The organism is Blautia sp. DFI.1.216 (assembly GCF_020594215.1).
Classification (GTDB): Bacteria; Bacillota; Clostridia; order Lachnospirales; family Lachnospiraceae; genus Blautia_A; species Blautia_A wexlerae.
This window is the reverse complement of sequence record NZ_JAJDML010000142.1, coordinates 1-1,240: the sequence shown is the minus strand read 5'-3', so window position 1 is coordinate 1,240 and position 1,240 is coordinate 1. Positions and strand designations below refer to the sequence as shown.

General features: G+C 33.6%; 1 protein-coding gene. It reads right to left on the bottom strand.

What is annotated here, in order from left to right; all coding sequences use genetic code 11:
* Positions 1-341: 341 nt before the first annotated feature.
* Positions 342-1,034, bottom strand: coding sequence for a CPBP family intramembrane glutamic endopeptidase (locus tag LJE11_RS19085; RefSeq protein WP_008707459.1), 693 nt, complete (start codon positions 1,032-1,034; stop codon positions 342-344).
* Between the last annotated feature and the right edge of the window lie 206 nt (positions 1,035-1,240).

Below are 1,240 nucleotides of genomic sequence, written 5' to 3'. Positions count from 1 at the left end.
AAAAAAGGAAAAAGAGCTCCTTCGAGCTCTTTTGATTCAGTTCTGTAAACTGGAATTTATAAGTTCAATTCAAACATCCTGTACTCTGTCTATCCAGTATCTTCGTAATACATTTCTTTGACTTCTACAAATCAAAAACCGCAGCTTATATAAAGGCGTTCTGCTGACTTACAAGCACCCAGAACATCAAGGCGTACAGCTTTTTATGCTCTGTTCTTGCAACGTTCTATATTTCTTATCTCCCTGGTATTTAACGTATCTTTTTCCTATAAGTCCGTATTGTACAATAACTGCTGTCCAATTTTCAAGATTCCTTCAGACTTTCTCTATATAGTGCATATTCAATACCCCAGCACAACCATATAATCCAGAATCGCATGAACCAGCACTGGAATCCAAATTGTGCCTGATTTTTCTTTCAGATACTGGAAAATACATCCAGTTAATATCAGTCCTAGCATTTGTGACGTAATAAATGAAAATACATAAACCAGTGTGATTTTTCCCCAGTTTGTATAGGAGAACAGATGCATGGCAGCAAACAAAATATTTGGTACAAGATAACGGATATAATTATTTTCATCTTTTAACAAATACACACATATACCCCTTACCAAAAGTTCCTCTTCCATTGCAATAAATACCGTATAATACAGCAAATTATACAATATTGTTATTTTATCTGCTTTTGTAATCAAACAGAAAACGGTTACTGCCCCAAGAATCGCTGTCAGGATAAGCACCGTTGTCTTCTGCTTTTTTCCTGATATTTTTAGGTACATTTCTGATATGAATTTTTTTCTTAATATCATGAAAAAAATTAAAATCACTATGATTGCAACCATAGAAACAACCAGACTCTGGCGAAAAATACCAAAAATATTATCAGATGCATTTCTGACTACAACGACTGTACCATTTTGTTTCCATGTATAAATAAAATAAGCGGCTACTAAAATATCTGCTGTACATATGAGAAATATAATAATAATTCTCGCTGGCAAAGCTAATGTTTTTTTATCTTTATCTGACATTTTTATTTCAAAGCCTCCCAGTCAATTCGTTCATTTCTGTAGAAAAATTCTCTTTCGGTATAAACCATTCTTTATAAAGGTTTTTAGCCTACTCCTACAAATTACGATTGAACAAAATCGCTGCGCGATGGCCTGCCAAGGCTGTGGCGCAGTTTTATTTTTATTAAAAAAGCAGTGGAATTACTTTCCATAATCCGTTATTGTTA

Coding starts and splice junctions, on each gene's coding strand:
- LJE11_RS19085 (WP_008707459.1), bottom strand. CDS start 1,034: ATGTCAGATAAAGATAAAAAAACATTAGCTTTGCCAGCGAGAATTATT.